The sequence below is a fragment of the Pseudoalteromonas gelatinilytica genome (genome assembly GCF_001641615.1).
In the GTDB taxonomy this organism is placed as follows: domain Bacteria; phylum Pseudomonadota; class Gammaproteobacteria; order Enterobacterales; family Alteromonadaceae; genus Pseudoalteromonas; species Pseudoalteromonas gelatinilytica.
Genome location: NZ_LRRU01000022.1, coordinates 162,523 through 188,397, shown reverse-complemented (window position 1 = coordinate 188,397; position 25,875 = coordinate 162,523). Strand labels below are relative to the sequence as shown.

Annotated in this window: 24 protein-coding genes; 2 read left to right on the top strand and 22 right to left on the bottom strand. The window is 39.6% G+C overall.

Annotated elements, in window-relative coordinates:
- Nucleotides 1-10: 10 nt before the first annotated feature.
- Together NH153_RS18135 and NH153_RS18130 are read left to right on the top strand one after the other, a co-directional pair.
- Nucleotides 11-1,159, top strand: coding sequence for a Gfo/Idh/MocA family protein (locus tag NH153_RS18135; RefSeq protein ID WP_063706565.1), 1,149 nt, complete (start codon nucleotides 11-13; stop codon nucleotides 1,157-1,159).
- A gap of 3 nt (nucleotides 1,160-1,162) precedes the next feature.
- Nucleotides 1,163-2,245 carry an FkbM family methyltransferase gene (locus NH153_RS18130; protein WP_063706563.1) on the top strand — a complete coding sequence of 361 codons (1,083 nt, stop codon included), beginning with the start codon at nucleotides 1,163-1,165 and terminating at the stop codon, nucleotides 2,243-2,245.
- A gap of 46 nt (nucleotides 2,246-2,291) precedes the next feature.
- Here NH153_RS18130 and NH153_RS18125 read toward each other — a convergent pair whose 3' ends face one another.
- The 22 genes from NH153_RS18125 to NH153_RS18020 all read right to left on the bottom strand — a co-directional run bounded on the left by NH153_RS18125 (nucleotide 2,292) and on the right by NH153_RS18020 (nucleotide 25,809).
- Nucleotides 2,292-3,800: a class I adenylate-forming enzyme family protein gene (locus NH153_RS18125; RefSeq protein ID WP_063706560.1), complete on the bottom strand. Its 1,509-nt coding sequence runs from the start codon at nucleotides 3,798-3,800 to the stop codon at nucleotides 2,292-2,294.
- 4 nt (nucleotides 3,801-3,804) lie between these two features.
- Complete coding sequence (gene pseG, locus NH153_RS18120) at nucleotides 3,805-5,367, bottom strand: UDP-2,4-diacetamido-2,4,6-trideoxy-beta-L-altropyranose hydrolase (RefSeq protein WP_063706558.1); 1,563 nt, start codon at nucleotides 5,365-5,367, stop codon at nucleotides 3,805-3,807.
- A complete protein-coding gene (locus NH153_RS18115) occupies nucleotides 5,354-5,605 on the bottom strand; it encodes a phosphopantetheine-binding protein (RefSeq protein WP_240494388.1) in 252 nt (83 codons plus the stop codon). Before NH153_RS18115 ends, pseG begins: the two co-directional genes overlap by 14 nt.
- A 5-nt stretch (nucleotides 5,606-5,610) precedes the next feature.
- On the bottom strand, nucleotides 5,611-6,648 hold the full coding sequence (pseI, locus tag NH153_RS18110) for a pseudaminic acid synthase (protein WP_063706555.1): 1,038 nt from the start codon (nucleotides 6,646-6,648) through the stop codon (nucleotides 5,611-5,613).
- A gap of 1 nt (nucleotide 6,649) precedes the next feature.
- On the bottom strand, nucleotides 6,650-7,417 hold the full coding sequence (locus NH153_RS18105) for a cytidylyltransferase domain-containing protein (protein ID WP_267894591.1): 768 nt from the start codon (nucleotides 7,415-7,417) through the stop codon (nucleotides 6,650-6,652).
- 4 nt (nucleotides 7,418-7,421) lie between these two features.
- Nucleotides 7,422-7,910, bottom strand: a complete 489-nt coding sequence (locus NH153_RS18100) for a GNAT family N-acetyltransferase (protein ID WP_063706554.1) — start codon at nucleotides 7,908-7,910, stop codon at nucleotides 7,422-7,424.
- Nucleotide 7,911: 1 nt separating this feature from the next.
- Nucleotides 7,912-9,231: an aminotransferase class III-fold pyridoxal phosphate-dependent enzyme gene (locus tag NH153_RS18095; protein ID WP_063706552.1), complete on the bottom strand. Its 1,320-nt coding sequence runs from the start codon at nucleotides 9,229-9,231 to the stop codon at nucleotides 7,912-7,914.
- A gap of 135 nt (nucleotides 9,232-9,366) precedes the next feature.
- Nucleotides 9,367-11,445: a motility associated factor glycosyltransferase family protein gene (locus tag NH153_RS18090; protein WP_063706550.1), complete on the bottom strand. Its 2,079-nt coding sequence runs from the start codon at nucleotides 11,443-11,445 to the stop codon at nucleotides 9,367-9,369.
- A 7-nt stretch (nucleotides 11,446-11,452) separates the two neighbouring features.
- Entirely contained in the window at nucleotides 11,453-11,752 is a 300-nt protein-coding gene (locus NH153_RS18085; protein ID WP_063706548.1) for a hypothetical protein, read from the bottom strand.
- Nucleotides 11,742-12,170: a flagellar export chaperone FliS gene (gene fliS, locus NH153_RS18080; RefSeq protein WP_063706546.1), complete on the bottom strand. Its 429-nt coding sequence runs from the start codon at nucleotides 12,168-12,170 to the stop codon at nucleotides 11,742-11,744. Before fliS ends, NH153_RS18085 begins: the two co-directional genes overlap by 11 nt.
- 38 nt (nucleotides 12,171-12,208) lie before the next feature.
- Complete coding sequence (gene fliD, locus NH153_RS18075; protein WP_063706544.1) at nucleotides 12,209-13,615, bottom strand: flagellar filament capping protein FliD; 1,407 nt, start codon at nucleotides 13,613-13,615, stop codon at nucleotides 12,209-12,211.
- Nucleotides 13,616-13,640: 25 nt separating this feature from the next.
- On the bottom strand, nucleotides 13,641-14,063 hold the full coding sequence (locus NH153_RS18070) for a flagellar protein FlaG (RefSeq protein ID WP_063706542.1): 423 nt from the start codon (nucleotides 14,061-14,063) through the stop codon (nucleotides 13,641-13,643).
- Nucleotides 14,064-14,149: 86 nt separating this feature from the next.
- Nucleotides 14,150-15,121, bottom strand: coding sequence for a flagellin N-terminal helical domain-containing protein (locus NH153_RS18065; RefSeq protein ID WP_063706540.1), 972 nt, complete (start codon nucleotides 15,119-15,121; stop codon nucleotides 14,150-14,152).
- A 162-nt stretch (nucleotides 15,122-15,283) separates the two neighbouring features.
- Complete coding sequence (locus NH153_RS18060; protein WP_063706538.1) at nucleotides 15,284-16,258, bottom strand: flagellin N-terminal helical domain-containing protein; 975 nt, start codon at nucleotides 16,256-16,258, stop codon at nucleotides 15,284-15,286.
- A gap of 431 nt (nucleotides 16,259-16,689) precedes the next feature.
- Nucleotides 16,690-17,661, bottom strand: coding sequence for a flagellin N-terminal helical domain-containing protein (locus tag NH153_RS18055; protein WP_063706536.1), 972 nt, complete (start codon nucleotides 17,659-17,661; stop codon nucleotides 16,690-16,692).
- A gap of 347 nt (nucleotides 17,662-18,008) precedes the next feature.
- On the bottom strand, nucleotides 18,009-19,241 hold the full coding sequence (flgL, locus tag NH153_RS18050) for a flagellar hook-associated protein FlgL (protein WP_063706534.1): 1,233 nt from the start codon (nucleotides 19,239-19,241) through the stop codon (nucleotides 18,009-18,011).
- 2 nt (nucleotides 19,242-19,243) lie between these two features.
- Nucleotides 19,244-21,253 (bottom strand): flagellar hook-associated protein FlgK, encoded by a 2,010-nt coding sequence (flgK, locus tag NH153_RS18045; RefSeq protein WP_063706532.1) that lies wholly within the window; start codon nucleotides 21,251-21,253, stop codon nucleotides 19,244-19,246.
- 13 nt (nucleotides 21,254-21,266) lie between these two features.
- Nucleotides 21,267-22,235 (bottom strand): flagellar assembly peptidoglycan hydrolase FlgJ, encoded by a 969-nt coding sequence (flgJ, locus tag NH153_RS18040; RefSeq protein WP_063706530.1) that lies wholly within the window; start codon nucleotides 22,233-22,235, stop codon nucleotides 21,267-21,269.
- A gap of 193 nt (nucleotides 22,236-22,428) precedes the next feature.
- Nucleotides 22,429-23,523 carry a flagellar basal body P-ring protein FlgI gene (locus tag NH153_RS18035; protein ID WP_054553304.1) on the bottom strand — a complete coding sequence of 365 codons (1,095 nt, stop codon included), beginning with the start codon at nucleotides 23,521-23,523 and terminating at the stop codon, nucleotides 22,429-22,431.
- A 12-nt stretch (nucleotides 23,524-23,535) separates the two neighbouring features.
- A complete protein-coding gene (gene flgH / locus NH153_RS18030) occupies nucleotides 23,536-24,219 on the bottom strand; it encodes a flagellar basal body L-ring protein FlgH (protein WP_063706528.1) in 684 nt (227 codons plus the stop codon).
- 15 nt (nucleotides 24,220-24,234) lie between these two features.
- Nucleotides 24,235-25,023 carry a flagellar basal-body rod protein FlgG gene (gene flgG / locus NH153_RS18025; protein WP_063706526.1) on the bottom strand — a complete coding sequence of 263 codons (789 nt, stop codon included), beginning with the start codon at nucleotides 25,021-25,023 and terminating at the stop codon, nucleotides 24,235-24,237.
- Between the two features lie 21 nt (nucleotides 25,024-25,044).
- Nucleotides 25,045-25,809: a flagellar basal-body rod protein FlgF gene (locus NH153_RS18020; protein ID WP_063706524.1), complete on the bottom strand. Its 765-nt coding sequence runs from the start codon at nucleotides 25,807-25,809 to the stop codon at nucleotides 25,045-25,047.
- Nucleotides 25,810-25,875: the final 66 nt, after the last annotated feature.

The window sequence follows — 25,875 nt, the reverse complement described above, 5'->3', positions numbered from 1 at the left end:
GCAGATATATATGAATGACAATAATAAACAATTAAAACTTGCCTTTATTGGCGGTGGCAATAACTCAGCTGTAGGCTATGTTCACTTCGCCGCAAGTCAACTCGATAACAAGTTTGCAGTAGTTGCAGGTGCCTTTTCAAGAAACCCCGATGAAAATAGTGCAACAGCGCAGAGATGGGGAGTTTCAGAAAAGCATTTATACAACGATTGGCAAGAGCTTATAGAGCAAGAGAAAAACCATGTTGATGCATTTGTTATACTGACACCAACACCCCATCATATTGAGGTAATAACCACGCTTCTAAAGGCGAATTTACCGATTATTTGCGAAAAAGCACTTGTTACCGGCCCTGCTGAAGTCGCTGAAATTGAAGCCTGCTACGATAAAAATAAACACTTTCTAGCTGTTACATACAACTACAGTGGCTATGCGATGGTCAGAGAGTTGAAACACCTAGTAAAGCAAGGTGCACTTGGCACTATCCAAAAAATTCACCTTGAAATGCCACAAGAGGGATTCAGAAGGCCGCCAGATATTGCAGGTAAACCATCGATGCCACAAGCGTGGCGATTAAAAGATTTTGAAGTGCCAACCATTTGCTTGGATTTAGGGGTGCATTTACACCACTTATCAACATACTTACTTGAAATGGAGCCAACGGAAACAATCGCACAGTTTACTAACCATTCTCAATACCCAAATTTAATTGATGATGTAAATATGTTGCTGAACTACCCAAATAACATCAAGGGTAGTATGTGGATGTCAAAAACGGCTATTGGCCACCGCAATGGACTTCAAATCAGAATATACGGTGATAAAGGAAGCGCGCGTTGGTTCCAACTAAACCCTGATGAATTAGAGTTAAACTACAATGACGGTCGCAGAGAAATCTTAGATAGAGCCGGACAGTGTGAGTATGCTAACCAATTTAGATATAACCGAATGAAGCCAGGTCACCCAACAGGATTTGTTGAAGCCTTTTCTAATTTATATACAGATATTTACGAAGAACTTTGCTGTTACTTAGCTGGTACAGACAAAAAAAATGACTATGTATTTGGCTTAGAGCAAGCAAAAGACGGCTTGAACTTATTTAAAGCAGCGCAAGAATCAGTCGAGTCAGCGCAGTGGATAAAGCTTAAAAGAGGTAATTAAATTATGATGAATAACCTTCCTATAGCAATCTATGGCGCCGGTGGTAATGGGCAAAAAATCTATCATGCACTTTCAGAACATGGAATTAAAATAGAATTTTTTGTCGATTTATACACGCAAGAAACTGAGTACCAAGGCTGTCCAATTTACAAACCTGACAATATTGCCAATAAAAATGTAACCATGCTTGTATCGGTATCTTGTACAAGTGAAGCTATTAAGCAGGATCTAATTGGAATGGGTGTTCAAGAATGCCTAAACATGAATGAAATCATTAATAGCTACCCATATGTTTTAGAACGTTTTATTTCAAAGGATTACCGAGCAAAACTAATCTCTAGCACACAGAACGACAAAGAACAGTTAACTTGGCTTAAAGAAAGACTAAGCGATGATGAGAGCAAAAAGTGTCTTGATGATATCATCGCATTTCGTAGCTCACCCTCTAGTGAAAGCTATGTTGAAAACGACTGGCAAACCCAATACTTTCCACCTTGGTTACTGAAACTTCCTCTTTGGAAAAAAGGGATTAACTTTATTGATTGCGGTTCATATATCGGCGATACACTTGCAAGTGCAGCACAAGTATTAAAAGAAGCAGATATACAGTTAAACACAATGCAGTGTTTTGAACCTGATCCAAAGAACTTCCACTTATTAAACAAAACAGCGAAAGAATTAGTCTCTCAAGGTATTAAGACTTATTTATTTCCATGTGGTGTATGGGAAGAAAATACAATATTGAGCTTCAGTGCAGACCTTTCACAAGGCAAGTTTGCTGACTCACAGCAAATCACAGACAACAATTTACTTCTGCCTGTTATAGCGTTAGATGATACCAGCATAGCCTCTGCGGTTAATTTCATTAAAATGGATATCGAGGGCGCAGAGCCACATGCATTGAAGGGCGCAAAAGAAATTATAACGCACCAATCCCCGCTACTCGCTATTTCCGTCTATCATGAGCCTGCTCATCTTTGGCAAATAGCTCAGCAAATTGAAAGCTATAACCCTAATTATGAGTACAAACTTCATTGTCATGGCGATTTCGGTCTAGAGATAATACTGTACGCAATTCCAAAATAAAAAACTTTATAAAGCAGCCTTCATAGGCTGCTTTGCCAACTTATGGCTATTGCGAATACTTTTCTTTGACCAACTGACGAAGAATTTTGCCTAAACTACTTCTTTCAAAACTATCAATTTGCTCTAACACTCTAGGCTGTTGATAATCGGTTAATTGCTGTAAACACAGTTTCTTTAATTCTGTTTCATTTACTGACGCCGAAAGCGTCGTATAAACAACTTTTATTACCTCACCAAACTGAGAGTCTGGAATTGAAAAAGCCACGCAATCTTCAATGTCTGGATGCATTTTTATCACGGCTTCAATATCTTGAGGGTATACATTGATCCCCCCACTTGAGATCAACTCTTTTTTACGGCCGACATAATATAAATAGCCTTGCTCATCGAGGTAACCTAAATCTCCGGTTTTGAAAAAATCACCAAGATAATAAGCTTCTCGCGTTTTTTCCGGTAATTTATGATACCCACTAAACCCGGTTGTTGTTTTACAACAAATTTCTCCAACTTCTGTTGCAGCTAATTCTTGGCCATGCTCATCGGTAATTTTCACAGTCACAAATGGTAAAGCATTGCCTACACTGCCGCTCAATTCAGGGTGTTCTGATACCGCGAAATCAGTCACAACACCAACCTCTGAAGCTCCGTAACACTCGTGTAAACGGCAACTAAGCAAAGAAAGTAAGCTTTGTTTACTCTCTTTATCTAATACCGCCGAAGAGGATACTAGGCAACGTAAAGAGCTCAAGTCATGCCCTTCAACACCGTTTTGAATTAAGCTTACTAATTGAGATGAAACGGCAAATAGAAAACTCACTTGGTGCAGTTCAATTGCTTGTAGCCATAGCTTCAAATTAAACTTTGGTAATACAACCGTTGTTGCACCAAGCATCAACGGCATGAGCACACCACGCTGAGCTAGCGAGTGGTACATAGGAGTCGCTACGAGAATAACGTCATCGGACGTTAATCCGTAGTAGTTTATGGTCGCATCAAATGCTCTATTTACTTTACAAGCTTGGCTCAACACTATTGGCTTAGGTTGACCGGTAGAACCAGAAGTCATGGTCAAGATGTAAGGTGCTTGCGTATCAATTGCATCAGTAAAAAAGCATTCTGCTTCAGCTTGTTGAACACAAAGCCAATTTGTTTCATTAGCAACACTTTGGCCTAATGTTATTAAATTTTCAGCTTCAATAAGGTTATCTGCAAGAAGTGATTTGCTAATGGTCGGCCAAGCAATCACCTTAGCAACGGGGGTTTTCTTAAGAGCAACCGTCAGAGCAAGTCCTTTTAAGCTAACAGGTAACGGCACAGCGGCTAAACCTAATTTAGCGATTGCCAGCAGCGAAACAATAAATTCAATACCGTTAGGTGCAAATATTGCAACACGTTGGCCTTGCGTAACACCTTGTTTTAAAAAGTGGCTAGTAAGCTTAATAACTTGCTGATTTAATTCATCATACGTTACGCTTTGCTGTTGAAAAACGACAGCTACCTTAGTGGGAGTGTTAGCGACATTCGTAGCAAATAACTCATAAATACCTTTATCCACCTACTCACCCTTTTCCTACAAAATTAAAATCATCAATCGAAGCATTTGGAAATAAATGTTGGGTCACTGCCATTTTTTTCGCATCCCCTGCAATAGATTTAAATCCTGCTCGCTGATTAAGCAAATTTACAAACTTATTTTCTTTATTAATAACGGCTACCCACATTGCACCTGGGTATGTTTGCTCAGTCTCTTTTAGTTGCCAATCTAATACTAGTTGAGCATGGGCAAAATTAACATCGTCACTTGCTGCAAACCAGCCACCAATTAAATAATTTTGCTGTTCTATTTCATACAATTGATGCCAAACGTAAAGTAACGGCTTGCCTTTAACTTCCATAACATAAGAATCGCGTCGATTAGCAAACCACCAGCAATAATGATCAAGTTGATCGATATCTTTTGTGATCGTCATTCGCCATGCATTGTTCGGTAAGTTTCTCGCTGCCAAATAGCGGTTTATGTCCTGATCAACCACTCGCCTTAACGTGATTGTGTCGGTTAAATGCTGATACTGGCTTTCAATTAAGTTGCTATTGGCTTGAGTAATCTGGCTAGAAGCAAGCTCTGAAGTAATTAACTTAGCAACACGACTTGCACCTTCGCCATCAATTTTTACAGCAACGTTTTCACGCATTAGGTGGATACGTTCTATATTTTGTAGCATTGCTAAAATTAACTTTAAAACCTGTTCTGGTGGATAGTCAATTAAGTTTGGGATATGAAAATAATGCCCCAAATCATCTAATGCAGTTTGTTGATTTTCTTGATTCTTTGCGATTGAGAACGTTAACGCAGGGGTTTTAGTCGCAGCCAGCTCATACAAGGATGTGCCTAAAGCGCCAACAAACAAGGTGCAGCTTTTATAGTAGTTTGCTAAACAACGAGGTGCTTCAATTAAATTTAATTGTGAGTGACCTAAAGCTAACTCATGTAGCTGAGTAACGGATGTAGCATTAGGGCCTATAATTAGATTAACTTTATACTCTGGCGCTGTTTCAAGAATTAATCGTATGATTTCAGTAAGCTGTTTCCAGTCGCCACCACCGCCGAGAGAGAACATAAGCTCTTTATTTGAGCGCTCTGTTTGCGCGCAGTTTCGATAAGCCCTAGACAGCATCGAAAAATCAGGACCAAGTAAAAATTGTTGTGATTCAAGTGCAGTACTTTGATAACGTGACGAAGTCTTTTCAGCATTCCATTTACTATCGATAACCAGCACTGCTAAATGCTCTCTTTCAAGATCATCAACCGCAATAATTGATGGCACATGTTTAGCCATCTCTGATTCCCATTCAATATCAAAACGATAGCTATCAATAATTAATTTATCAATAATGAGCTGTTGCTCGTTGAAAAGCTGAACACAGTTAGCCGCATCTTCTATCTGTGTTTTTGCATAGGGTAATAAATGTATATTTCCGAGTTCTTTAGTTAAATGATCCGACAATTGTGTATCGACTAAAAAAACAACTTCTTCACCTAAACATTGCAACTCTAACGCGAGCCATTTACAACGCATAAAGTGACCCAAGCCACATAGTGTATCGACTCTAATTGCTATCATTTAACTTCACTAACGCAGTCGCTAAATTTCCTACCTTTGCATTTTCACCGTCGACCATTAACTCTGGAGGAACCGCGATACCATATTCAGTTTCTAAGCTCATAATAAGGCTCAGTATCTCAAATGAGTCTAACGCTCCCGCAGCTACAAAGTCATATTCAGCAATGTCAGCATCTTCAACAAATACACCGCGTTCTAATAAAAATTGCTGAACCGATTGAATTAAATCTTGTTTCATATCGCTCACTTTAGGTCACTCCAAGACAATTGAGTGCCACAACGTAATTCTTTATTAACTGTTCGTCCAATAAGGTTTGGCAGCTCTTTTGGCATAATTTCGCCGCCCCCAGGACGCATTTGTCTCAAATGCTCAGGGCTCAGCTGCTCTCCAGCTTTAATATCTTTAATAATGTAAACACAGCGACGTGCTTTTGAGGCAACGGATGGATAATCAACTTTGCCCAGTGCTTTTTCAATTTGTCTCACACCATGAACAAGAGCCTGAAGCTCCGATGGGGTCATTGAAAAAAAGCTATCTGCAGTATTATCTGTTTTGTCTAATACAAAGTGCTTTTCTATCATGCATCCCCCGACGGCAACTGAAGCCAGTGGCACATCATTTCCCAGTGTGTGATCAGATAAACCAACCGGACATTGAAAAGCCTGTTGCATATGAGGGATAGTTCGCAAATTAATAGTCTCTGCAGGAGCAGGATAAGTGCTTGTACACTTCATCAATGCAAGTTCAGTAACACCCGCATCTTCTGCGACTTTTACCGCCTCAGCAATTTCAACTAACGTCGCACCACCTGTAGACATAATTACGGGTTTACCAGTAGCGGCAACATCACGAATTAATTGGTGGTCAATTAGTTCAGGTGAAGCAATTTTATAGGCTGGAGCATCTAATTGTGCTAATAAATCGACTGCCGATTTATCGAATGGTGATGAAAAACAAGTAAGTCCAAGTTTTGCTGATAGTTCAAACAGTTCCGCATGAAAATCCCAAGGCATATAAGCTGTCTTGTATAAATCATGTAAGTATTGACCTTGCCATGGACCCGTCGCTTCAAAGTGTGGAAGTTTACAATCCATGGTTAAAGTATCTGCGGTGTAAGTTTGTAGCTTAATCGCATCAGCACCGGCTTCATGAGCGGCATGAACTAACTCTTTAGCTTTATTTAAACATTGACCATGGTTAGCTGACATTTCAGCGATGATATAACAAGGGTGATCGTGCCCTACCCATGTATCAGCTATTTTAAATTCTTTCTTAAACATATTACCCAACTTGAACTTGTTCTACGTGCTCATTGATCTTAAGTATATCAGGATGAGAGCTTAGCATTTGTTTTAATTCATCAAATGTGAAATCAGTACGGTAATCGAATAAGCTATAAATGGCTTTAATTAACTCATAATCAGCTGGCTCATCTAAAGTTAAACGCCAATGACTGAAATCATCAACGTTCTTATAGTCAGCCACTTTCATATTTCTGCAAATATATTGCGTCATATGTTCTTTTTCAAAATCTTCTGTTGCACATTCAAAGGCTGATTTAAGCGCCTCAAAAGTAAACACTTCTGTATCAAAACCATTAGGAAAACCACAGTGAGGGCCAGCCGAAATATAATCATACTCACTGCGCACACTATAGAAGTGGTCTATAACACGTGCGGTTTCAGTTAAATCAATGAGAGGACAATCACTGGTACAACGAACAATCACAGTATCTGAGTTTGCATTTACAGACTGTGCAGCTAGGTAATAGCGACTTAATACATTGTTAGTGTCACCTTCAACGTATTTCACACCCAGTCGTTCACACAACTCAGTGATCGGTCGTTGAGTGCCATCATCTGTTGTCGCGATAATGATCTTCTCTTTAAAAGGAGCCAATCTTTCAAGCATCACTTCTAATACAGGCTTTGTTCCAAGAGGCAGCATTACCTTTTTAGGTAAACGAGATGACGTCATTCTAGCTTGAATTACAATATAAAAATCGTTGTTCAGAAGCTTTGAAACAAGCTGTTCAGTAAAAGTATTCAACAACTTAAAACTCCCATAACATTGTTAGACCGCCATCATTTCGACCATCATCTACAACTTTAAAACCTATTTTATAATAAGCCGAAACGGCAGCAGTATTAGCTGAGTCAACACCAAGCTGCATTTTAGTAATACCTAATTGCTGCTTTGCATGGCGTGCAAAACATTCAATTACTTCCTTTGCAACCCCTTTGCCATGCCACGCTTTTTCACCAATCAGAATACCCATTTCAACACAATCGCGGCTTTTTCCTTTGATGATAAACTTAATATTTCCAATATGCTCATCACAATCAAGAGTAAAAATGCCATAAAAATACACATCTTTATCTGCAAGCTGCTCTTCAATATATGCAACAAGGCCACTGTTAGACTCTGGTTTATTTAGGATGAATTCGCTAACACCTGAATTCAACCAGTTTAAATACTTAGCCGATGCATCCGCTGCTTCTAAGTATCTTAGTTTAAACCTATCTGAAGTCAGTAAGTTCATCTTAATTCAGCCTTTTAAAGCCCGAGGTTGATGGAATAACATGTGCCAGTAACTCTGGGTTTTCAATCGCATCGGCTATGGCCGAAAACGCATTATCAACCGCTTTTAAATAAGTCTCAACGTGGTGCTCTTTATGCGCATACATGCAGTAAAACATATTAGTTGCTAATACACCTTGCTCTAACATTTTCTCAATAAAGTAGGATTTAAGCGTCAAAAAGTTTTCATTCTTTAAACTAAAGTGGCAAAGGGCATCAATACCAGAAACATGAATTTCAAGGCCATGCTTTTGCGCTAAACTTAGCCAGCCATCCTTAATTTTTGCACCGATTACGGCTAGATGCTCATGGACTTGGTGTTGCTCGTAATAGTTGATCGTTGCTAATGCAGCTGTAGGCCCTACTCGTTCAGTCCACATAGTGCTAGATATAAAACTAGTTTGTGCTGCATCCATCCATTTAGACTTGCCTATGACGGCAGCCATAGCATAGCCATTAGCCATTGCCTTAGAAAAAACTGCAATATCAGGATTAATACCCAGCTTCAAATGCGATCCGCCACAGTTGATCCTAAAGCCCATAGATATTTCATCAATAATTAATGGGATATTTAATCGTGCTGCAATGGCCTCAACTTGCTGCCAGTATTCTTCAGATGGGGCAAAATTTCTCATTGGCTCCATCACGATAGCTGCAAGCTCTTCACCATTTTCAGCAACTAACTGCTCTAGCGCTTCGATATCATTAAAAGGAAAAGGGAGTGCTGTTCCTGCTAGCGCCTTTGGAACACCTTTAGGTGAAAGGCCAGGAATTAAATGGTCGTTAAGATTACTATTACTTGTAACATTGGCTGATAAGTACCAATCATGCCACCCATGATAACCACTAAAAGCAATTTTATCTTTACCTGTTGCTGCTCGTGCAATACGCACTGCGACAGTCATTGCTTCACCGCCACAACGGGCATATCTAACTTCTTCAGACCAAGGGTGTAATTCTAATAACTTCTCAGCAAGCTCAACATCCTCAGGGCAATTTAAGCTAGAACTAACCCCATTGCGAATAGAGTTAATAACCGCATCATCAACTTCATCTACCGCATAACCAAGAATATTTGCACCGATACCCGAAATAGACATATCGAGGTACTCATTACCATCAAGATCCCACACTTGGCATCCTTTTGATTTAGAAAAATACCCAGGCCAAATATTGGTACTAAACATATCTGGTCGCTTAGAAAGCAATTGGGTTAATCCTGGGATGATACTTTTTGCCCTTTTTTGAAGAGCAATGCTGCTTGTTGTTTTTTTTGCGGTCATAATCTTAAATTCTTCTACTGAAGGGAGTGTATTATCCATTTGATATATTCAAACATTTGACTGGATGAATATATCAAGCCCAAATTTTTATCGTGAACCTATTAGATATAAAGATAAATTCTATTAAAAATATCTTTATTTACATAGTCGTACATTTTCTTTGTAATAGTCAGGAGCACCTTCAATAAATGAAATCCAGCAGTCAAGTGCTTTGTTGTAGTACTCTAAAATTTCCGTTTCATTACCATAGTTATAAAGTAATGATACTAATAAAGACGTGGTATAAAGCACTTCACCTTCAAACAGCAAAAATACGTTTAAATATTTCGCTGAATTTTTAAAAGAATATAAATAACGAACACTTTTCAGTAGGTTGTTGAGTGCATCAGAGCGAATAGCCGTTTCTTCTTTTAGCATTTCTGCCATTGTTTTACAGAATTCTGTAAACTCTTCGAAATGAAGTAAAGGCTCAACCTCACCTAAATCGACTCTCGTAGAGAAACGGTGCTCCTTCACATACTCAACGACTGCTGATTTACTTAATGAAGTAGGTTCTAAGTAGATATAGTCAGAATGCAGAGGTGTGGCACCTTTAATTTTTGCACCGTTACTGCAGTTATAAAAGTTAATCCCCTGATTTTGGAATGAATTTATTAACTTTTCCATTTGAATGTTGCCTACACTCATAAATTCATCAGTGAGTATAGTAGGAACAAAGTTTCCTGGCAGTGCGATTTGTTTACCTATCTTTAAAGGCTTATGTTCTACCTGACCTTCTTTGTTGTAATAAAAGCTCGATTTAGAGTGATGATAATCCTCATCAACATAGCCGTTATCTACACCAAAGAGGTAAATATTCTTAAAACCAAGATGACATGCATAACTCAACGCAGTGTTACCAACCAATGGGTTACAGTAAGAAAGCACCTCAGTGATTGGTTTTCTATTAATAAATTGAGCTAAATGTACTAACTGAGTTGCAGATTCATTCCCTTTAAGACCAAACCCCGTCCAAGGAAATAAACTAGAAACTGTTGGGTGCATCACATTCGTAACAAGCAAATTCATTTTCTTACGAGCAGACTCAGGCAAAAAGTCCCGTAAGAAATCATGGGTCATCTCTGTTCTTTCTAAAGCAACATGAAAGTCAGGAATAATTCCCTTTTTGACTAAAGCCGTTGATGCTGAATTACAAGATAGAATAACGACTTTGTCTTGCAGTTTTTGTAGAAATTCTATTTCTTGGTCGAGAGATGGTCCATTCGCAATGATAACTACAGGAAATTCAGCCATCTCTTTGTTCATTGGCTTTTGCACGCTCATTAGATTAAATTCATTTTCTAAATTACCAAGCGTGTGTGCGATGCCCATCATAGCGTCATCAAAAAAACCAAAACCGGTAAAAAATTGATGAAAATTAGTCTTAAACTCATCAATCCATTTATTCATTTTTTGAGATGGGTAATGTTGATAGAACCAAGTATAGCTAACAGACGCGATACCTACATTACGGCTTCTGTCATAGATATTTTTGAATACTTCGTCTTCAGATTTACCAATACCTAGGTAAAGAAAGCTACCATTTTTATCAATACTTTCTAAGATACTCTTCCATTCAGCTACAAATAAACTTGCAAAGAAGTAATCTTCGTTAGGCTCAATGATATTTATAAAACTAATTTCACGTTTTTCAATGAGTTCAGGTAAGTGATAACCAAGGCCAATACCAAACAACATTAGACTTGGCAGTTTCTCATCTAATGAGTTATTGACAGGTAAATTGGCCTTTGCTTCACCAAAAAGCTTCCCTAAATTATTCATCAAATCGATATGAATAAAATCTAACGGATTCTCTACAGATGAAATAGCTGAGTGATCGGTTTTGCCTAAAATTGGATTTTCGAGGTTTTTATGAACTTGCTCAACAGCTTGCTTAATAGGATCTGAAGAGTACATAGGCACTCTTGTTTCATAATCAATAATATTCGCAGTGCCATTGTCGTTTAGAATAAATTGAAAGTGTTCACTTGGTTCGTATTTAAGGAATTTTTCAAAAATTTCAGGGAAATATTGCTTAAACGCTAAAAGATTTTCTTCAAACTTAGAATTTGCCTTATCCGCGAACTCTTGCTCTCTTCTTTGCTGCTCAATTGTCTCATCGATTTTATTTGAAAGGGACTCGATTTGAGCCTCAACAGAGGGGAGTTTGGTCATTTTTTACCTACTTGATACTTTTATAAACATCGAGCTTCTTTTTGGTACGTAACTGGGACGCTATCGTTTTGGCTAATGTTTTTTTTCGGTTTTCTAAATTAGTCACTAAATCAACGAACTTATCATAAAATACTTGATAAACCTCAACATTAGAATCAACTAAGGGAGCATTTTGATCAAAATAAGTTCTAATGTCATGGTCTAATTTTTTAAAAGAAGATTCGCATTGTTCAAAATCTTCCTTGATTAATGATGAGTTGATTTGATCAATTTGCTTCTCAAAGTCAGCTAATTGATTATCCAACATTCGCGTCTACACCATTATCTAAAAGTGTTTTTTCACGAACATCATGCGGAATGGCATCCCACGCTGACTTAATTTCTTTAAGAAGGTTAGAGACCTCAGTCACTATTTCAGGATCATTCTTAATGCTTGCATCTAACAACCGGTCAATCATGTACGAATACAATGCATAAAGGTTTTCAGTAACCTCTCCACCTACTTCAAAATCTAAACATCCTCTTAGCGCTTCAAGAATCGCTGATGCTTTTGATAGATGCTCACTTTTGGCTTCAAGGTGTCTTTTTTCAATTGCCACTTTCGCCAGCACCATCTTTTCAATAGCGCCAGCCATTAGCATTTGAATGATTTCGTAACGGTCAGCACCTGCAATGCGAGTTTTAAGTGCTTCCTTTTGATAATTTTTAACTTTTGCGTTGTACATGGTTCACCTATATGCCTAAACAAAGAGAAAAATAACTTTTATGATGATGACTTAGTAAATCCTGGAAGACTAGATAGTTGTGCACTTAAGTACGTTTGCGTTGACTGCATTTGCGCTAACAACACATCTAAGCCTGCATATTGCTGGCGAAGTCTTGCTTCTAACTCTTCCATTCTATATTCATGATTAATAACATCATCTTCTAGGTCATCAAGTTGAGAATTTAAGTTAGTTTCTCGTTGATTCATGATTCCTTTAGAGTCTAAATAATTGTCAAAAAGAGACTCTAATTGTTTTGCTATCCCATTTTCACCTGCAAAAGCCTTGCCAATATCATCATAATTCTCATCCATAGCTTCATTTAAGCTACGGACTAGGCTAGATTTTTCCAAGTAACCATCTTTATCAACACCTAAACCAATATCAAAGATACTTGAAAACGGACCTGCATCCGTAATAGGTGTTGAAAGAGCATTAATTAATTGAGAATCGAATGAACGAATTGTTGAATCTGCATTTAGAGGTTTACCTACACGCGTTTGTAGGCCTATTTGACCTATTAGGTTATTATAGTTCGCGATAAACTCATCAACTAGCTTAGTAACACTTTCAGTGTCAACGTTTACAGATAACTTTGCCGTTTCACCGTCAACACTTTGTCGCTTTGCAACAATTGTCATGTCTTGTACAGCATCTTTAAATGTATTGGTATCATTAACAATTGAAATACCATCCACTTTAATTTCTGCACTTTTAGCTTCATCACCTGAAGCAATTGCAATACCGCCTGCAGTAACGCCATCATTAGCAAGTGTTGAAACATTATCAAGTTCGGCCGTATCGTTGGTAATAACTAAATCATTACCTGCACCTGATACATTTGATGTAAGAACTAACTTTGATTCAGTCCCCGTGTTAATGATATTAGCAGTAACACCAAAGTTATCGTCTGAATCATTAATTGCATCACGTAAATCAGCAAGCGTTGCACCCGCATCGAGTGTTAAGTCAAAGCTCTTGTCACCTGCAGAAAAAGACAATGTACCACCAGAAGCAGTAACAACATCATCTGTTGAGGTAAATAGGCCAGCATTAGATGTCGCTCGACTACCTTGAGCAAGCTCTACCACTTCAATATTGAAGTCCCCAGGTGAAATATCTGAAGTTGGTGTTACTGATATGAGGTCGCCATCATCACTGGTCGGTTGCTTAATGTTCGCAATTCGCTTGTTAAAGTTATCTATATCAGCTAACTTTTCAATAGTATCCTGAAGCTTTGACATTGCAGATTTAACTTCGCCTAAAGACGAAAGCTCTACCTGTAAAGACTCTTCTTTTTCAGCGAGCGCATTTAATTTAGGGGTACTCTCAGCTGATAGTGTCGCACTGATGATGCTTTCCAGATCAAGTCCAGAACCAACCCCAGCAGATGTAATTAATGCCATAGTAATACTCCTAAAATACTAATTGCTATGCCGTTCTATCGAACAACAAACCTTTATTGCTTAATTTATCGGCAAACTCTTCTAAAGCTTTAGCCACTTCACGAAATTCTTCTGTTGGAATTTCTCGAATTACTTCGTCATTTTCTTTATCAAGAACTTTGATAATGGGTGGATCTCCCTTTTCATCAAATTCAAAAATTAAATTTGTTGATGTAACTGGGATATAGCTATTGAGTTTTTCAAGGTTTTGTTTTACTTCGGCAATTAGATCGTTTTTGTCTTTTTGCTCATTTCTTTTTGAAACTTGTTCAATATCCACGGGCTCTCTACCAGCAATTTCTGTGCCTTTATTTGCTTTAATATCATCTATTTCGGCTTTTAAATTTGCAGAATTTCCACCGGCAGTAAGGTTATCATTAGACCTTTGCGTTGAATTAAGATCTATCATAGTAACACCTCTTAATATCTTACTCGGTAAGTATAAGCCACTTCGAAGCAAATTTCCTGAGCCTGAAGTGACTTATAAAACAAATATTAGCCTAGTAGTGAAAGCGCTACTTGAGGGCGTTGATTTGCTTGGCTTAAGATTGATTGGCTAGCTTGTTGTAAGATTTGCATCTTAGTTAAGTTAGCTGTTTCAGTCGCGAAGTCTGTATCTTTAATACGAGACTGAGCTGCACTTAAGTTTTCAGAGATATTAGCTTGGTTACGAATTGTTGATTGGAAACGGTTTTGAACCGCACCTAGCTCTGCACGCTTTTTATCAACTACTGCAATCATCGCATCCATACCAGCTAACACATATTGTGCATTTGTCTGAGATGAAACACTGATAGATGTTTCTCTGAACTTAGTTTGGAAGTCACTTGTTGCGCCGATAGCAGAACCCGCAATATCAGATACACCAGCAGCTAGCGTTGTTAAACCTTTACCGCCAACAGCACTCGCTACACCAGCAATACCAGATAACGTGAAACCGCCATTTGTAGAGATACTGTTTGTTGCAGCAGTACCACCTACGTTTTGCATACTAAAATCGATAGTTTGCACAGCATCAGCACCTACTTGGAATTTAGCATCGTATGTGCCATCAAGTAAGTTTTGACCACCGAACGTTGTATCTTCAGCAACACGGTTAACTTCTGCAGAAAGTGAACGAATTTCTTCTTGAAGTGCTAAACGATCTTCATCAGTATTCGAACCATTCGACGCTTGTTGTGCAAGAGTACGAATACGTTGGAACATTGACGTTACTTCGTCTAGTGCACCCTCAGCTGTTTGCGCTAAAGAGATACCGTCATTCGCATTTCGGTTACCTTGCGTTAAACCATTAACTTGGCTTGTTAAACGGTTAGCGATCTGCATACCTGCAGCATCGTCTTTTGCACTATTAATACGTAAGCCTGATGAAAGGCGTTGGAAAGAAGTATCAAGTGAAGTACCTGATTTACTTAACTGTCTTTGTGCGTTCAAAGAACTCACATTAGTGTTTACATATAAAGCCATATTAGCCTCCGCTTTATCATTTTATAGCTAAACAGCGGGATACCCCTACCCTGCTGTTTAACCGACTTAGAGTCCTAGATTGATAGTTCTCTAACTCGTTTATCGGACGATAAAGCGAAAGCTTTAGCTTTATTTGTAAATTTTTTTAACTAATTTTTAATTTTAGCCTTGTAACAAGCTTAAAGCCGCTTGAGGTCGTTGATTTGCTTGACCTAAAATTGTTTGGCTTGCTTGTTGTAAAATTTGGTTTTTAGTCAAATTAGCTGTTTCTAAAGCAAAGTCAGCATCTTTAATTCGTGATTTTGCAGCAGATAAGTTTTCTGAAATATTTGACTGGTTACGAATTGTTGATTGGAAACGGTTTTGCACAGCACCTAGCTCTGCACGCTTCTTATCAACGACCGCAATCATCGCATCCATACCCGCTAAAACATACTGTGCATTAGTCTGTGAAGATACACTAATACCTGTTTCTGTAAATTTGGTCGCGAAATCACTTGTAGCACCGATAGCTGAACCAGCAATTTCTGATACACCTGCAGCAAGTGTTGTTAAACCTTTACCACCAACAGCTGAAGCAATGCCCGCGATACCAGACATAGTGAAGCCACCATTCGCTGAAACGCTGTTTGTAGCCGCTGTACTGCCAACATTTTGCATACTAAAGCCAATAACCTGAACAGCGTCAGCACCTACTTGGAAGCTAGCTTTATAAGTACCATCTAATAAGTTTTGACCACCGAAAGTAGTATCGGTTGAAATTCGGTTTACTTCTGCAGACAGTTGACGGATCTCTTCTTGGATTGCCAGTCTATCTTCATCAGTATTCGAGCCGTTAGCGGCTTGTTGAGCTAGAGTTCTGATACGCTGAAAAGTCGATGTAATTTCATCTAATGCACCTTCAGCTGTTTGAGCAAGTGAAATACCATCATTCGCATTTCGGTTACCTTGATTCAAACCCAAAATTTGTGATTGTAGACGGTCAGAAATTTGTAAACCAGCCGCATCATCTGCTGCACTATTAATACGTAAGCCTGATGAAAGGCGTTTAAACGAGGTATCTAAATCGCCACCTGTTCTATCCAACTGTCTTTGTGCGTTTAATGCACTAACATTAGTATTTACATATAAAGCCATAATAAACTCTCTTCTTATCTGTCAAAGTAAAGTCACTTATTTAAAAGTGAATTTGACAAAGTGACCCTTACAGCGGCAAATCTAAGTCGCCTGGGGCAAAAAACTGCCACTTTGCTTGTTAGTTAATTAACTTGAAGTAAATAGAGCAATTAATAGGCCAACTATTAATTAAGATTAAAAAAGGAATGAAAAAAGGCTCCATTTAGGAGCCTTAAGAGAGATAAGTTTAAGAGTGGGTTTAATAACACAAATTATGGCATAATCTGTGCTTTATATTTTATGTTCTTACAAATGTTAGAACACTACTGTCAGGATTTTGAGCGCCTCCGCTTTATAATCCTATCTTAGCGCCTTTGTTAATACCCCATTAGACAAAGGCGCTTTTCTTTAAGTCAAAGTTTTGACTTCACTTTAACTCAAATTCCCAACTATTAACCTAGTAAGCTTAATGCCGCTTGAGGACGTTGGTTAGCTTGACTCAAGATTGTTTGGCTAGCTTGTTGTAAGATTTGCATCTTAGTTAAGTTAGCTGTTTCAGTCGCGAAGTCTGTATCTTTAATACGAGACTGAGCTGCACTTAAGTTTTCAGAGATATTAGCTTGGTTACGAATTGTTGATTGGAAACGGTTTTGAACCGCACCTAGCTCTGCACGCTTTTTATCAACTACCGCAATCATCGCATCCATACCAGCTAACACGTATTGTGCATTTGTTTGAGATGACACACTGATAGATGTTTCTCTGAACTTAGTTTGGAAGTCACTTGTTGCACCGATTGCAGAACCAGAGATATCAGATACACCAGCCGCTAGCGTTGTTAAACCTTTTCCGCCTACAGCACTCGCTACACCAGCAATGCCAGATAACGTGAAACCGCCATTTGTAGAGATACTGTTTGTCGCAGCTGTACCACCTACGTTTTGCATACTGAAGCCGATAGTTTGAACTGCATCAGCACCAACTTGGAATTTAGCATCATAAGTACCATCAAGAAGGTTTTGACCACCGAATGTTGTATCTTCAGCTACACGGTTAACCTCTGCTGATAATGAACGAATCTCTTCTTGAATCGCTAAACGGTCTTCATCAGTGTTTGAACCATTCGACGCTTGTTGTGCAAGAGTACGAATACGTTGGAACATTGATGTTACTTCGTCTAGTGCACCTTCAGCTGTTTGCGCTAAAGAGATACCGTCGTTCGCGTTACGGTTACCTTGGTTAAGACCGTTGATTTGTGATGTTAAACGGTCAGAAATTTGTAGACCAGCCGCATCGTCAGCTGCGCTGTTGATACGAAGACCTGATGATAAACGCTTGAATGAAGTATCAAGTGAGTTACCAGAATTCATTAATTGTCTTTGAGCGTTTAATGAACTAACATTTGTATTTACATAAAGTGCCATGATATTTCTCCCGAAGTAAACTTATCATTTACTCTCAAACTTACTCTAATTAAGCGGTAACTGTTATTTGTTACTCTGCTTGGTTAATTAAGTTATCGGTCCGCTCAAAAAATCCTTTAGTGAATTTTTAAACAATTTTTCATTTTTTATTTAACACACTGTATTTAAATGAAAAATATTTAATATTTTTAACTAAACATAGCTTCTGGTTGTCATTAAAATCGTTACTGTGAAGTATTGCTGAAGCTCAAAACGCGACAAAGAGTGCGTTAAAACAGCTGTTTAAGTGGAAAGCTTAAGGTAGGTTTTATAGGTTAAGCTCATAAAATGAGCTTAACCTAGATAAATTATAAGTAATCAAATAATGATAGGTTAGCCAAACGGCCAAATGTTGCTTGTGCAGCTTGCAGTGATGTTTCTTGTTTGGTCAGTTCAGTAATCGCTTCAGCCATATCAAGCTCAACGAGTTCCGCTTTTGCTGCTTTATTACTGGTATCTAAGTCACTATTAGATTGTTCGATTTTCTTGGCCGTATTTAACCGACCACCTAAGCCAGCCTGAACAAGAGAAACCTGATTTTTGGCATTATCGAGTTGTACAATGGCATCCGCTAAAACCTGATCAAACTCATCTTGGGTTAAATTAGGATTTGTGAGTCCTGCAATCAGATCGTCCAAGGTATTTAACGCATTTTCTTTTTGTGGTGCTTCAAGGTCTACATCGATTTGGCCGTTTGCAACAGGCGAAACAGAAATTTCCATACCTTGATATTCGATTTTACCGTTTTCAAAGCTGCCGCTGTCAATTGTTACACCCGCTTGTTGTACCACATAAGTATTAGGTGTACCTGTAGTGGTAATAAAGCTTAATGTATTGGCATTTGCAGCCGCAGCAGGATCAGCGTTGTAATTAGCTTGGTGGAATTTATCGAAATCTGCTTGCTCAGTCACATAAATTTTTGAGCTTGTAATACCGCCTGAAACAGTGCCGTCGTTTGAGGCCACATTTAGACGTGCATTTACTTTTTCGAACGTATCAAAACCATTGTCACTTGATTTGATTTCTACACCTTCAGCCACTTTGATTTTATGTTGCCCCTGATCGCCACCATATTCATAGCGACCAGACGTACTATTGTAACTATAAGAAGGAGTGTTATCTTGATAGCCCGAAAAGATAAACTTACCGTCTTCGGTCTTTGCATTCATTAGATCAAGTACAGTGCTTTGCAGTGCCTTAACTTCTTCAGCGATCCCTTCACGGTCGATATCACTATAGGCACCATTACCTGCTTGAATAGATAACGTATACGCAGACTCAAGTGCACCTTTAATATTTTGCAGTACACTTTCTTCTGTCGTTAAACGGCTATTCAACATAGTGATATTTTTTGTGAACTGCTCGTTGCCTTGAATGCGATCGTTATAAAGTAAAGCCCGAGCCGTGGCAGAAGGGTCATCAGCAGCAGTTAATACGCGCTTTTGAGTATTAACCTGTTCTTGTGCCTTATTAACATTTTGCTGTGAGTTAAGAATAGAATTAAGGTTATTCTTATACATCATGTTATTTGAAATACGCATAATTACCTCGCCGCACTTAATAAGGTGTCAAAAATAGTACGTGCTGTTGCAAGTACCTGTGCTGATGCTGCATACGATTGTTGAAAACGAAGTAAGTTAGCAGCTTCTTCATCAAGGTTTACACCTGATAGCGATTCATACCAAGCTTCAGACTGATCAGCCAATGCTGTAAAAGCCGCACCATTGGTTTGAGCTTGACTGGTCACAACACCAATATCAGTGACAATGGCCGAATAAGCTTGATTAAAGGTTTTATGATTATCAGCAGTACTACTTGCTTCAACATTTTGACGCACTAGCTCACCGTTTTGTAAATTAGCTAATAGCAAGCCATTGCGGTTATCATCAAAACCCCCGGTGTTAAACTCAAGTGTGAAGGTGTCCCCTGTTGCAGGTGAGCCTTCAATATTGAAGTCAAAACCGTAGGTATCATAAGGTGCCCCAGCTTGAGCAAGAATATTCTCAGCAGGCGGTGTTATGGTAAACGTCGATGTACCGTTGCCGTCTGTGATTTGATATTCGTTAGCATTCGCCGTTTTCACGAGTGTGATATCACCATTCGCCAAACTCGGTGGTGGACCAACCGTGATCCCCGTTGAGTTATCAATATCAGACACTGTGCCAGCAGAAATACTTGCATCGCTGGTATTATTGATATCGTTCGCAGTTCGAATAGGTGATGCTAACGCTAGGTCTTCAGGGCGCTCAGTTGCAAGCTCTAGGGTCGTTGCAGCTTGTGAATTTAGCTTCACCATAAATTGGTCACCAGTATTTGCTGTGCCTGATACATTAAGCTGTAAGCCAAATGCCTCACCGCCAGTGATGGTTGATGAGTCAATCACTCCTGCCGTTACATTGGCTGTTGACGCAGTGCCAATAGGTTCGCCTTTGTTATCGATTGCCTGAATTTCAACGGTGGTTGCACTGGTATAGGTAATAATAAAATCACTCGCTGGCAATTCGCTGCCTTTACCTGGTTCCACCGTTGCCGTCATTGTTGATGTGCCCGTATTAGCTTGATAGCCAAACGCATCAACGGTTGGAATTGCAAATATATCACCACCAATTTCACCATTAGCGTCCATACCTAAACGGTTTTGCTGATTAAAGGCATCAGCTAACGCTAATCCCATTTGACCAAGTTGGTTTTGCGCTGGCACTAAAATATCGTCACGAAACGCCAACAAGCCGCCAATTTTACCTTTTAACTTACTCACATCGACATCAAGCGGCACAGCTTTGCCACCGTTCACATCGAGTCTCAGTTCTTTAAAATTAGGATCAGGATCGCCACTGAATGAAAATAGGTTAAATGAGCCACTTTGCATGACAAGTGCTTGACCAGAGCCTAAATACACTTGTTTTTCGCCGTTATTACCATCGAGTGTTTCAATATCAATCAGCTCAGATAAATCACGAATCGCTTTATCTCGTTCATTGTATAAACCACTTGATACTGACTCACGATCAGTACCGTGAACTGAGGCAATCTTAGTATTTAGATCACTGATATTTTGGATCAGGTTATTGGCTTCTTCAGAAAAAATTTCTAGCTGCTCATTCACCACCGCTTTTTGGTCGACCACAATGCTCGATAATCTGTCCATTTGATCAATCAAGTTTTGTGCATCTGTCATTACTAATGAGCGTGCAACTGTTGATGACGGTTGATTTAAGCTTTCTTGTACATTGTTAAAAAACGAGTTGATACTAGTTGATAAGCTGTTTGACTCTTCTGAGAACAAGCTATCTACACGGCTTGCTTCTGTCACAAACTGATCAAAGAATGCTTTATTTGAGGTATCTCTATTTAATTGCTTTTGCGCAAATTCATTCAGTAAACGATACGTTTCACCACGACCTACTTGGTTATCGATCATGGTTGTGAACTCAGTGCGCTCACGTACATAGCCCTCGGTATTAACGTTGGCGATGTTCTTACTGGTGGTTTGTAAAAGCTCAGAGTTAGCTCTTACACCGGCATTTGCTATGTCATATAAGCTAAATGACATGAGGGTCTACTCCTTAACGTACCAATGAAGCAGCGACGCTTTGAAGCTCAACACGCTTCAATACCTGCTTAATTTTATCGGCATAATTTGGATCAGTTGCATAACCTGCTTTTTGTAACGAATCTAAAAAGGCAGCAGGCTCTGCGGTATTATTAAGTGCTTCTTGATAACGTGGGTTTTCATTTAAGAAATCCACAAAATCGTTAACACTGTCTTTAATCGATTGATAAGAGCGGAAACTAGCTTGCTTTTTAACAGGCACGCCTTGTTCAAATTCAAGCGTGACTTTACTCGCTTTGTCACCTTGCCAGCTTCTATCCGATTTAATATTGAATAAGTTGTTACTACTTGTGCCATCAGCTTTGCTGATGATGTGTTTTCCCCAGCCTGTTTCAAGGGCTGCTTGAGCCACCATCACTGCAGGGTTTAAACCAATCTTCTGTGCTGCATTTTTTGCGTGCTCCCAAATAGAGCTAATGAATGACTCAGCATCTTCAAAACGATTATCTGTTTGCTCGTTTGCTGATGTATCTGCAACAGGCTGTGACTCAGATTTAATGTCGTGGCTGTCATTCGCTACGCCGCGGGCGCGTTTATCACTATCAAACTCAGCCGTCGTTCTAAGCACAGACCCCGGGGTAAACTGTTTACCATCAGGCGAGAGCTGCTGAACAATTAAATCAGCTAAGCCGAGCGAACCTTTTGATGAAAGCTCAACCGACATCTGTTGGTCATGCATCTCTTCAAAAAACTTAACACCGCTTGAATTAAATGGGCTGTCTTTATCTTCAAACGCTTCATTTGCCTTACGCATACTTTTAAGCAGCATTTGAGTGAAAATAGATTCAAATTGTGCCGCCGCTTTTTTCAGCGCCTCTTTTGACGCATCGCTAGAGGCATCACTTTTTAGCGCACTTTGACGTAACGAGTCTAAGTTGCCTAAATCAAAAAAGTTTTGCTTGTCGAGATGATTAGTATCCATCAGCTTTTTGACACAATAGTTAATAATGAAAATTAAAATGCAAAAATTGCGCCAATAAAAAACTTTATAAATGAATGGCTAATAAAGGATATAGGAGTGGAGTAACTTCAGGGTCAAGGTTTTGACTGATATTTATACACTGAAGGATTAAGAGGTATAAAAACAAAAAACGCGCCCGAAAGCGCGTTTTAATTTAAATGATAACCAGTTGCCCGTTTATCGCCCCCGCTTCTTTTAAAGCTTCAAGGATTGCCATTAAATCACCCGGCGCGGCCCCCACTTCATTGATTGCGCGAACGAGGTCATCTAGATTAACACCCGGATTGAAAACAAAAGCACGTGAGTCATCTTCATTGACATCAATAATGCTTTGATTGGTAACCGTGGTTTCACCATCACTTAAGGCATTTGGCTGTGAGACATTTTGCTGCTCAGCAATGGTGACCGTTAAACCACCATGGGTAATAGCTGCTGGCTGTAGCTTCACGTTTTTGCCAATCACAATTGTGCCTGTTCGCGAATTGACAATAATTTTTGCTGCGGTATCTGCCGGTTTAAACTCTAAGTTTTCAAGGGTAGACAAATACGCGACACGTTGAGATGCATCACGCGGTGCCAATACACGCACAGAGGCTGCATCTATTGCCTGAGCACTGTCAGGACCCACTAAATCATTAATGGTTTGCTCTAAGCGTTTTGCCGTTGTGAAATCTGGACGATTTAAATTGAAGGTAATGTAGTCACCTTGCATAAACGGGCTCTTAATAGCACGTTCAACAATAGCACCATTTGGAATACGACCCACTGTAGGCGTGTTAATAATTACACGGCTACCATCAGCCCCTTCAGCACCTAAACCACCAACCACTAAACTACCTTGCGCAATTGCATAAGTATTGCCATCAACCCCTTTTAGGAAGGTTTGTAACAATGTACCGCCACGTAAACTGCCCGCACTACCAATAGACGACACGGTAATATCAATGGTTTGACCAGGCTTTCTGAACGCTGGTAACTCAGCATGCACTGCCACAGCAGCAACATTTTTAATTTTAGGTTTTAAGCTATCAGGTAAAGTGATACCAAAGCCATTCAGCATGGCTTTAAAGCTTTGTTGTGTAAATCGGCTTTGCTCACCAGTGCCAGGTAAACCAACCACTAAACCATACCCCACTAATTGGTTTGAGCGCACGCCCTCAACCATAGATACATCTTTGACTCGCTCAGCCTGTGCAGAAAACTGCAGGCTAATTAAGCAAAGAGCGATGATGTATTTAAACCCATTCATGACTTTATTCCTCTAAAATGGGAAAAGCGAACTACTAAAGAAACGAGACAGCCAACCTGCACTTTGCGTTTCTTGAATTTGCCCTTTACCTGAATATTGAATGCGCGCATTGGCAATACGATTTGATGTGACCGTGTTATCTGCGGCAACATCTTCAGGGCGAACCAAACCTTCTAAGCGAATAAACTCTTCACCTGTGTTCAAAGTGAGCCATTTTTCACCGCGAATAACCAAGTTGCCATTGGGTAGAACACGCATCACATTGACAGAAATATCACCAAATAAGCTGTTTGATTGGTTAGACTTTGAGTCACCTTTAAATGATGCCCCAGAACCAATACCAAATTGAATGCTGTCACCACCAATGTTGACCGGATTACCGCCAAGGCCTATAACAGGGTCTAAACTGGCGTCCGTTTCTTTGTCGGTCTCGGTTTTAGCGGCTTTGGTGGCTTGCGTTGATTCTTGCAATTTAACCGTAATGATATCGCCAGCACGCAGTGCCTTTTTATCCGAGTACAAATCATTTGATGAGTAACTATCAAACAACGACCCTGTAGGTACCATCGGCTCTGTTGTTGGCTCAGGGTACATAGGCGCATAGTAAGGGTCATCCTGAACCACATGATGATTTTGCGTTGTCATACAACCACCCAGCATTAATGCTGCCGATGTGACTAAGATAATATTACGCATGCTGCCTCCTACCCATTAAAGCTGTTGATTGATGTAACTAAGCATTTCATCAACCGCTGAAATCACTTTTGAATTCATTTCATAAATTCGTTGTGTTTCGATCAAGTTAACAAGCTCTTCAGTTACATTCACGTTAGAGGTTTCAAGGGAACCTTGAACCACCGTACCTAAACCATCGATACCTGGGTTACCTTGCACCGGCGCACCACTTACAGCGGTTTCTGTGTATAAGTTTTGTCCCATAGGCTCAAGACCCGATGGATTAATAAAATCACTAATCGTTAGCTGACCAATGACCACGTTGTCTGGTTGCCCTGAAATACGCACTGACACTTCACCGTCTTGTGAAACAGTAATTGATTGCGCATCGTCTGGAACATTCATTTCCGGTTGCAAAGGAAAACCCGCGCCCGATGTTACAATGCGGCCATCTTCGTCAGTCGTGAATTGACCGTTACGCGAATAGGCAATGTTGCCATCTGGTAATTGCACTTCAAAAAAACCTGGGCCTGAAATCATCCAGTCCAATGAATTTTCAGTGGTAAGCATGTTACCTTGTGAAAAGTTCTTTTGGTTGGCAACCACTTTGGCACCCGCACCAAGCATTAAGCCTGATGGCATTTCAGTGTCTTGTGACGAACGACCACCTGGTTGGTTGATGTTTTGATATAGTAAATCTTCAAATACGGCGCGGCTTTTTTTGTAACCGACCGTGCTGGCATTCGCGAGATTATTTGAGATCACCGAAATATCGGTTTGCTGGGCGTCAAGCCCGGTTTTACTGATCCATAATGCAGGATTCATAACTCTACCCTCTCAGTCATCTTAAACAATGCGTAACAGCTGATCTTGACGCTCATCGAGCTCTTCGGCTGTTTTCATCAATTTAACTTGTAATTCAAATTGGCGTTGATTGCTGATCATGTCGACCATTTCATGCACCGGGTTTACGTTTGACATTTCAAGCGTTCCCGATAGTACTTTCACATTTGGCGAAATATCACAAAAACCACACAGGTCATTGATCAGCATGTCTTCTTTTGGTCGAAATAAACCGTCATTACCTTTTTCAAGCTGAGTGTTATCAGCCTCAATCACTTTTAAGCGATCAACCACTTCTAAAAAGTTCGCTGGTGCACCTTGCGGGCGAACCTGAATAGCACCGTCTTCACTAAACTCAACTTTCTCGATAGGTAATGGCAGAATGATTGGACCACCTTCGCCAATTACTTGACGGCCATGGCTGGTGATCAACGCGCCATCTGGAGTAATGTTTAATGTGCCTGTTTTGGTGTACGCCTCATTGCCTGAGGCATCTTGTACACTCAACCAACCACGGTCACTCATAGCAATATCAAGCTCACGGCCAGTTTCTACATAACCACCTGATTGCATGTTAGATCCTGGGCGTTCTTGCATTGCAAACACCCTAGATGGCAGACCTTCACCGAAGGCTTGCATAGAGCGAGCTTGTGCAAAATCAGCTTTAAAGCCAGTGGTGTTAGCATTCGCAAGATTGTTAGCCTTGAGCTCAAGACCGCGCAAACTTTGCTTAGCACCCGACATGGCAATGTAGACCATTTTGTCCATAACATTGACTCACTAAAAATACGATAACTAAGAAATGCAATAAAAGTGCCAAAGTAAAATTGACGC